The 8,641-nt window shown below is 52.9% G+C and carries 9 protein-coding genes and 1 pseudogene; 3 read left to right on the top strand and 7 right to left on the bottom strand.

The window, feature by feature from the left end; translation table 11 throughout:
- The 4 genes and pseudogenes from EII41_RS14545 to EII41_RS05740 all read right to left on the bottom strand — a co-directional run.
- Window positions 1-234 (bottom strand): DUF4469 domain-containing protein (locus tag EII41_RS14545; protein WP_260425497.1); only part of this gene is annotated, 234 nt, incomplete at its 3' end.
- Between the two features lie 6 nt (window positions 235-240).
- Window positions 241-531 (bottom strand): annotated as a pseudogene (locus tag EII41_RS14540) (DNA-binding domain-containing protein); the annotation flags it as partial.
- Between the two features lie 678 nt (window positions 532-1,209).
- Window positions 1,210-1,683 (bottom strand): CYTH domain-containing protein, encoded by a 474-nt coding sequence (locus EII41_RS05745; RefSeq protein WP_124789794.1) that lies wholly within the window; start codon window positions 1,681-1,683, stop codon window positions 1,210-1,212.
- 4 nt (window positions 1,684-1,687) lie between these two features.
- Entirely contained in the window at window positions 1,688-2,758 is a 1,071-nt protein-coding gene (locus tag EII41_RS05740; RefSeq protein WP_124789793.1) for a DUF2027 domain-containing protein, read from the bottom strand.
- Between the two features lie 437 nt (window positions 2,759-3,195).
- Here EII41_RS05740 and EII41_RS05735 point away from each other — a divergent pair, with 437 nt between their 5' ends.
- On the top strand, window positions 3,196-3,990 hold the full coding sequence (locus tag EII41_RS05735; protein WP_124789792.1) for a hypothetical protein: 795 nt from the start codon (window positions 3,196-3,198) through the stop codon (window positions 3,988-3,990).
- On the opposite strand, the gene ybeY is transcribed toward EII41_RS05735, so the two are convergent.
- Together ybeY and EII41_RS05725 are read right to left on the bottom strand one after the other, a co-directional pair.
- Window positions 3,983-4,411, bottom strand: coding sequence for an rRNA maturation RNase YbeY (gene ybeY / locus EII41_RS05730; protein ID WP_124789791.1), 429 nt, complete (start codon window positions 4,409-4,411; stop codon window positions 3,983-3,985). The two genes, EII41_RS05735 and ybeY, sit on opposite strands and share 8 nt — an antisense overlap.
- A complete protein-coding gene (locus EII41_RS05725) occupies window positions 4,408-5,643 on the bottom strand; it encodes a nucleoside recognition domain-containing protein (RefSeq protein WP_124789790.1) in 1,236 nt (411 codons plus the stop codon). The genes ybeY and EII41_RS05725 overlap by 4 nt, the downstream gene beginning before the upstream one ends.
- Before the next feature lie 97 nt (window positions 5,644-5,740).
- Between EII41_RS05725 and EII41_RS05720 the strand changes: the two genes are divergently transcribed.
- Both EII41_RS05720 and EII41_RS05715 read left to right on the top strand, forming a co-directional pair.
- The gene (locus tag EII41_RS05720; RefSeq protein WP_124751039.1) at window positions 5,741-6,706 is read left to right on the top strand and encodes a 2-hydroxyacid dehydrogenase family protein; all 966 of its coding nucleotides are present in this window, start codon (window positions 5,741-5,743) and stop codon (window positions 6,704-6,706) included.
- Complete coding sequence (locus tag EII41_RS05715; RefSeq protein ID WP_260425495.1) at window positions 6,703-7,467, top strand: DNA alkylation repair protein; 765 nt, start codon at window positions 6,703-6,705, stop codon at window positions 7,465-7,467. Before EII41_RS05720 ends, EII41_RS05715 begins: the two co-directional genes overlap by 4 nt.
- A 229-nt stretch (window positions 7,468-7,696) precedes the next feature.
- Here EII41_RS05715 and EII41_RS05710 read toward each other — a convergent pair whose 3' ends face one another.
- Window positions 7,697-8,611: a ribonuclease Z gene (locus EII41_RS05710; RefSeq protein ID WP_124789789.1), complete on the bottom strand. Its 915-nt coding sequence runs from the start codon at window positions 8,609-8,611 to the stop codon at window positions 7,697-7,699.
- Between the last annotated feature and the right edge of the window lie 30 nt (window positions 8,612-8,641).

Genomic DNA, 8,641 nt, shown 5'->3' with positions numbered 1-8,641 from the left:
GATGATCATCAGCTCCGAGGGGTTGTTGATCACGATGTCGCCTTCGTCCACCTTCGTGGCGGTGTTCGTCGCCGTTTCGCGGAAGAAGATGCCGACGCCGGGCTTGTCGCCTACCACGCGGAGCTTCGTCCCCGTCACGCGCAGGTTGAACCCGGGCGTGAGCCGGTCGTTCACCGTACGACTCTTCATGTCCTCCACCTGTCCGATGGTGAGTCCCGTCTCGGCGACACCCATGATCTCGACCTCGACGCTCTCGATCTCGCGACGCATCAACTCGCCCTGCGCGAAATGGAACTGGAGCGTGTGACGCTGCGGATCGAACGTTTCGTTCGGATTGAGGAATACGCCGCGGATCACGGGCATGGCCGTAAAGTATCCGGTGTTGACGGCGAAGCCGTCGCACAATCGGTAGGCCATCTCCTTGAGGAAGAGTTCTACGGCGTGACTCATGGCGGCGTCGGAGACGTCGGCTCCGCCGCGCGTGGCGGCCGAGTGACAGATGTCGTCCACGGAAAGACTTTGTCGTAGAGATACGCTTTGATGGTGTGCCTTGTTTTACTCATCGTTGTGTCCTCCTGCTAAAAGGTTGGTTACCGCGGGTCCGCTTCGTGTCGTGCGGCCGGAACCCGTCGGCCGCGAAAGAAACTGTTCTTTTCATAAGCTTTGTGTTTTTATGATGAAACCATACGTAACGCCCTTGGCTCCGCATGCGACATACGGAGACGTAAAGGGGTATGATGTTTGTATTAATAAATGTTAACGGGAGGGGGGGTAAAGGGACGTTTGCGGGTTCGGGCGGCGGCGTGTCGTGCGCGTCGTCGTCGTCCATAGCGTTTGTTTCGGTATGCGTTTCATGCCCGTTCGTCCGTGTTTATCGTTCTTACCGGCACAAAGATACGAGTAAAAAGTGAAAAACGAAAAAGGAAGGGGGAAAAAAGTGGAGCCCTGCGGGCGTTGAGGGGGTGAGGGGAACAATTACGAATTACGAATTACGAATTACGAATTACGATGTTCCGAATTGTCAATGGTTATTCTTTACTACTCTGACTACCTTTGACTACTTTGCTTTACTTTTCACTATTCACTTTTCACTATTCGTTCATTTGCGTTGATTCGCGCCATTCGCGTAATTCGCGTTCTGAACATCGTCATTCGTCATTCGTAATTTGTCATTCGTAATTGTTGTAGCCAACCCTTCAACAAAAAAAGCTACTCCTGCCAGCGGGAGAAAGGGTGGCGGGAGAGCATGGCGTTATAGTAACGCGGGTCGCCGCTGACTTCTTCGCCTACCCACGCGGGTTTCTCGAAGGGTTCGTCTTCCGAAGGCAGCTCGATCTCGGCCATGACGAGGCCGGCATTGTCGCCGTAGAAGACATCGACCTCCCACGTATGACCGGCAAAGGGAATCCAGTGCCGTACCTTCTCGATCACGCCCGAACAGCAAAGCGTGAGCAGTTCTTCGGCGTCAGCGGGCGGTATCGGCTGTTCAAATTCGTAACGGCTCCATCCGCGTTCGTTCGTCGCGCTTTTGATGGTCAGGAAAGCCTCGTCGCCGCAGAGGCGTACCCGCACCGTGCGCACCTCGTCCGAGCACAGATACCCCTGCACGATCCGGCTGCGGCGAGCCACCATCGGCTCGAAGTCGCCCCGTACCAAAAACTTGCGTTCAATTTCCAATCCCATCGCCTCAACGTATTTTGACCATCGTAGCCCCGAATCCGTACTCACGAAACGACGCGTCCTGATAGTCGCACGATTTGTAACGCGTTTTCAGCTCCTTCTCGATGGCGGCACGCAACACGCCTTCGCCCTTGCCGTGTATAAACACGATCTTCCGGCCCTTCTGCCCGGCATGCTCCTGCATGACGGCATGAAACTTATCGAGCTGATAGTGGAGCATATCCGAAGCGCTCATGCCCGTCGTGTCGTCGAGGAGCTGCGAGATATGCAGGTCGATTTCGAGTATCGGAGCTTCGGGCGCTTTCGGCTTCGAAACGGGTTGAGGCTTGCGGCGGTCGTCGCGTTTCTTCTCCATCATCGCCTCTTGCAGGTCGGTGGCGGAAACGAGCAGCGGACGCTCCGGCACATCGTTCCGGACGAGGGGAAGAATGAGGGCGTCATCGTCGAAGAAATCGTTCGCGGTGAAGCAATGTATTTTGTAGAACTTGACCGTATCGAGCCGCAGCTCTACCGAGAGGGCATTCTTCAACGCGTACGGCTTCTTTTTCTTGAAAGCGATCAGTTGCACGCAGATCCGTTCGAGGTCGTTCAAGTCCTCCTTCCCGAACTCCTCCATAAAAATGCGTGTGTTAGGCTCGATGAGCCCCGACGAACGACTGGTCCAACTCCGGTTCGAGGCACTCATGTAGTTATAGTACAGATAATAGTTGCTGTCGTTCACCAAATACGCCTCGTATCCGCTCGACGTGAGGTTCTTCGGATCGACCGGCAGGTAGGCGATCGAGAGGTTGAGGCGTTCGCCTTCGGGCGTCTCCTCGACCCGATACTCTTCCGGCTCCTTACGCACGGGCGGTTCTGCCGGCTCTACCGCCGGCGAGCGTTCTTCGCGCGCGGCAAGGCTGTTACGGGCCGTCCCTCCGCCTTCGTCCACGACCACACATTCGCTCACCGAAACGGGAAACTCGAACCCGCTCTCATCTTCCACCCATGCCGTGTGCTTATCGCGGAACCCTCTGACGATTCCTCCGCCCACGCTATTCAAAAAACGTACCTTATCTCCTTTTTTTATCATTGTCATTGTATCTGTTCGAGTTGTCAAAGATAAAGAGAAAACACCGGCCGAAGAAGACAGGTGCCGTTTTTAACATTCCTCCGCGCATATCGAAAGATGAAAGAGAGCCTTATTATTTAATTGTCAGTTGTCAATGGTTATGCGTGTATCACCGATTCCCCCTTCGCTTGTTCATATCCACGCCATCGAAGGGCGAACACACAGGTTCGCCCCTACACGGCAAACAACTCAACACTTCAACAACTCAACACCTCAACACCCAATACAAGGGCTGAAGGCCTGAATGAAATTCATGCTTATTTGTTCTATTGCGGAATCCGGGTTGAAAACCGTACCATCCTCGTTCGTCTGTCATTCGGCACGCAAATAATTCTACCGAAAAGAGTAGACCGTTCTCGAAGTTTCCTTATCTTTGCGTTCGAATACTTTTGATATGTAGAACGATGAATGTACGAATGACATGCGTGAGTCGGCTTCTTCCGATCGTTCCTTACCGGACCACTCGCGCACAGAGGCAAGAGCGTTTGAAGCCGCCGTTCGTCCGGATAATAACGAAACTCTTGGGCGTAGGGTGTCTGTGTTGTCTCCCGCTTGTTTCCGCGGAGGCGCAAGAGCATGAAAGCAAGCTGAATCTGAGAACACCCGCCCTGCCGGCGATGGGAAAAAAAAGAGAGATAAAGATGACGCTCGATCTGCCCGATACTCGGTGGGAGTCTTCCCGTTATCCTCTGCTCAGCACGATGAATCTATCGGACTATTTAAATGTGGCTTCGTATACGGCAGACCAGAAACTCCGGCTCCTTCTGTATAACGACAGGGAAGTGGCGCCGGGGGTGAGTGACGTGTATAAGGCCGGTGGCGGCGTTCAAGCCCGCATCAACGAGTCGTTTCTCGTTCAGAGCGGCTTTTACGCGATGCGATATACCCATAATTTCGGTCATCGCCCGTATTATGACGGCGTGGGTTACCTTATGGCGTCGTATCAGGTAAACACATGGCTTACCGTCGGAGCTTACGGCCGATACTCGATGGGAGCGGACTATAATGCGCGGCACGGCTCCATGTTGCCTTCGCCTTTCGTGCCTAATACCGGTTACGGAATCTCTGCCACGACGATGTTCAACGAGATCTTTGGGCTTTATGGCACCGTCGGGCGGGAGTTTGATCCGTTCGAGGGCAAATGGAAAACTGTTTACGACGTATCTCCGGTGATCAACCTCTATAAGCTGTTCAAGTAGCCGGAGGCGCTTCGAGCAGTCGCAACGCCTCGTCCTCGTAGCGCTCCATCACGGCGCGGGCGCCCGGCGCTTTGTCGTCGATCCCGCACAGATGCAGGACGCCGTGGATGATCACCCGGTACAATTCGCTGTCGTACGCCACGGCGAACTTTTCGGCATTGGTACGCACCGTGTCGAGGCTGATAAAAAGATCGCCCGATATCGCGTCGCCTTCGGAATAATCGAACGTAATGATGTCCGTATAATAATCGTGCTGTAAATACGTGCGATTTACGTCGAGAATCTTCTCGTCCGAACAGAAAATATACGCGATATCTCCAACCGTTCTGCCGTGCAGGGCTGCTACGCGTTTAATCCAGACACTTGTCTTCCGCTTGGGAAATACGGGCATTTTTACATCGTCTGTATGATAAGTGATCATGCTGAAAAGAATAAATATGTCATGGCTATCGCGGTGAGCGCCCCGGCCAGATCGGCCAACAGCGCGCACGAAATCGTATGCCGCGTGTTACGGATGGCTATGCTGCCGTAGTAGACGGCCGCGACGTAGAAGACCGTATCCGTCGAGCCTTGCGCCACGCAGGCCAGCCGCCCCACGAACGAATCGGCTCCGTACGTCCCCATCGCATCCAACATCATGCCTCGCGCTCCGCTGCCGCTCAACGGCTTCATCAGCATGGTCGGCACACCTCCCACAAACGTGGCGTCCAAACCGACGGACGTTACGCACCAGCGCAGCCCTTCGACGAGATAATCCATCGCTCCCGACGCCCGGAACACCCCGATGGCCACCAAAATGGCCACTAAATAAGGAATGATTTTTACGGCGGTGAGGAAGCCCTCCTTCGCGCCTTCGATGAAAGCGTCGTAGACATTCAGCCTTTTCCGTACTCCGCAAACGATGAATCCGCAAATGATGGAAAAAAGCAGGGCGTTGGCGAACAGCGTCGAGTATAGCGATACTTTCTCTTGCGGAAGCGAGCGGAAGAACCATACCAGACTGCCGATAAAGGCGAACGCGCCCAGAAAGAAAAGCAATAAGTTGCGTTGGAAGAGGTTGATCTTTTGAACGATGCCGACGGCTATAATGGCTACAAGCGTAGAAACGAAGGTGGTAAGCAGAATAGGCAGAAAGATATCCGAGGGATTGGCCGCACCGTACTGGGCGCGATACATCATGATGGTAATCGGGATGATCGTCAGGCCGGACGCGTTGATGTTCAGAAACATGATCATCGCATTGCTGGCCGTGTCCTTCTTCGGGTTCAGCTCCTGCAATTGCTGCATGGCGCGCAGCCCGATGGGCGTGGCCGCGTTGTCGAGTCCCAGCATATTGGCCGAGATATTCATAAAGATAGAACCCGCGGCCGGATGATCTTTCGGTAGCTCCGGAAACAGTTTCCCGAAAACGGGAGACGCGAATCGGGCAAAAGCGTGTATCAGACCCGCTTTCTCGCCGATCTTCATCAAGCCGAGCCAGAGAGAGAGAATGCCCGTCAACCCGATGGACACATCGAAGCCCATCCGCGCCGAATCGAAAGTCGAAGAGATGATCTGTGTGAAAACATCGGTGTCCTGAAGAAAAATCAGTTTACACAAAGCGACCGCGAAAGCTACTAAGATAAAGCCGATCCAAATGTAGTTCAATGCCATTTTTTCTTTCTTTAGGGCAACAAAATTAGTAAAACTTCATGGCATTCAACGGATGTTGTGTATTTTTGTCCGACAGTAAACCGTTTTTTAAATGATCATGAAGAAGATATTGATTACGTACGACATGTTCCGCGAGGGGTTTGCGGAGCTGGAAAGCAGGTATGACGTGACCTTCCCGCCGAAAGGCAAAGATTTTACGTACGATGAGGTGATGGAGATGATTCCGGAGTACGACGTGCTCTGCTCCATGTTGGATTTTCCGGTCAATAAAGAGTTGATCGATCGGGCGACGAAGCTGAAGTTGGTGGCTAATTATGCCGTGGGATACAATAATATCGACGTGGCCTATGCGTTGGAGAAAGGGATCACGGTAACCAATACGCCGGCACCGACAACCGAGCCGACGGCCAACCTCGCGCTCGTACTCCTGCTCGATACGGCTCGCCGCATTTCCGAATGCGACCGCAAAGTGCGCCAATTCGGCGACCAAATGAAACGAGGCACGCTCGAAAACTTAGGGATGCCGGTGACGGATATGACACTCGGCATCATCGGGATGGGACGTATCGGGAAAGCCTTGTGCAAACGCGCCAGAGCCTGCGGCATGGAAGTGATCTACCATAACCGTCGCCGGCTCGATCTTCATGAAGAAACAACAGCCGAGGCAACATACGTTACGATGGACGAACTACTTACGCAGTCGGACTTTGTCTCCCTGAATGCCCCGTACACTCCCGAAACGCACCATATCATCGGCGAAGCGGAATTGAAGAAGATGAAGCCCACGGCCATTCTGATCAATACGGCACGCGGGGCCATGGTAGACGAGAAGGCGCTGATCAAAGCGTTGCGGAATAAAGAAATCTACGGAGCGGGGTTGGATGTCTTCGAGTTCAACGACCGTCCGTCTCCCGAACTGCTGACGATGGATAATGTGGTGCTCACGCCGCATATCGGTACGCAGACGACGTATTCGCGCATCAAGATGGCGCGCGCCGTCAGCGATAACGTCATCGGATTCTTTGAGGACGACCGCCCCGTCAGCCGGGTATTGCGTCCATGACAGCCGTTTTCATCATCGCGGAATTACAGTCTGTCGGTACGCCGGACAAGGCGGCGCATCTGCAACGCTTCTTTAAGACAGGCCCCGGTCAGTACGGCGAAGGCGACGTATTTATGGGGGTCGTTGTGCCGCATACCCGCAGCATTGCCAAAGCGAATCTCAAGATGCCCCTACCGGAGCTGCGCAAGCTGCTGCGAAGCGATTATCACGAAGCGCGTCTTTGCGCCCTGCTGATCCTGACGGAGCGATTCAAGAAAGCTTCCGAAAAGGAACGATCGGAAATCTACGCGTTCTACCTCAAGCATGCCGATCGGGCGAACAACTGGGATCTGGTAGACCTGACCTGTCCCACGATCGTCGGACTGTATCTGCTCGATAAAGAGCGGGACATCCTGTATCGGATGGCGGAAAGCGCGTGTCTGTGGGAGCAACGCATCGCGATCGTTTCGACGATCTCGTTTATCCGAAACGGTGAATTTGCCGATACGTTCGCGCTGGCCGAAAAACTTCTTTCTCATCCGCACGATTTGATCCACAAAGCCGTCGGATGGATGCTGCGCGAAGTCGGCAAACGTGACCGGGAGGCGTTGACGGGTTTCCTCGAGCAACACGCACTCCGGATGCCGCGTACCGCATTGCGATATGCCATAGAACATTACCCCGAACCGCAACGGCAATATTTCCTTCGAGGCAAGAAATACGATTGGCAACTTTTTTCAGGACAGGACACAACACCCGAAGGACTGACCGCTGAAAGCTGATTGCTGTAAGAGCCCTGAAAGGGCGCATTAATTTAGCCCAATGTGGAGCGAAGCGTTGGGGAAAAAGGCATCGCATCTCGGAGGAGGGCTGTAAGCCTGAATTATAATTGTTAATGGTTAATTGTCAATGGTTAATTGTTAATGGTTATGCACTGACACTTGACAATTAAATAATAATGGTAAACGCCGAACAGTGTATCGCGTAATTTGGTTTGAATAGGTCGTTGTGTCATATTTGTACAATCATACCTTCTTGGCCTGCAATGGTATTCGAAAAAACGGCTTGGGCTTCTCCAAGTAACGGATTAATATCTTCGTAACGAGCCGAATAATGTCCTATTACAAGTTTTTTTGCACCTGCCATACGGGCAATTTCGGCGGCTTGACGAGCCGTAGAATGAAACGTTTCTTTGGCCCGTGCCAACTCACTCTCCATAAACGTAGCTTCATGATATAAGCAGTCAACCCCTTCAATATAAGGAACAATAGACGGTTCAAAAGCGGTGTCCGAACAGAACGCGTAACGTCTCGGCGGTTGTGCCGGTCGCGTCAGCCGCGTATGAGGAACGGTTACTCCTTCGGGCGTGATGAAATCTTCTCCTTGCTTGATGCCTCTCAACGCTTTGACAGGCACTTGGTAAAAATCGATCATCTCACGTATCAGATGAGCTTCGCGAGGTTTTTCGGCAAAAAGGTAACCGCACGTAGGTATGCGATGCCTTAGCGGAATAGACCAGACACTGAGCGAACGATCTTCCATCACCAACGCATGCTTCTGCGGATCGATCAGGTTCAGTCGTACGGTGTATCCCATTTCTTTGCAGAATAAGGCAAGAACAGGACGGATAAAATCTCCGAGAGCATGAGGCCCGTGAATCACCAATTCGCCTTTGCGTCCCAACATACCGAGCGTTGAAAGTAATCCGGGCAGTCCGAAACAATGATCGCCGTGCAGATGGGAAATAAAAATATGGGTCAGACGATTGAATCGGATACGCATCCTCCTCATTTGTAGCTGCGCTCCTTCGCCACAATCGATCATATACAGTTTATCGTGCAGATTTACGACTTGAGCGGTTGCCTCGTGACGCAGGGTCGGTGTCGCCGAACCGCATCCCAGCAAGGTCACATCGAAACGTATCATATTTTTCTCTCTGTTCATGAGCCGCAAAGG

The organism is Tannerella forsythia (assembly GCF_003860135.1).
GTDB classification, from domain to species: Bacteria; Bacteroidota; Bacteroidia; order Bacteroidales; family Tannerellaceae; genus Tannerella; species Tannerella forsythia_A.
This window is presented reverse-complemented; position numbering and strand designations above follow the sequence as displayed.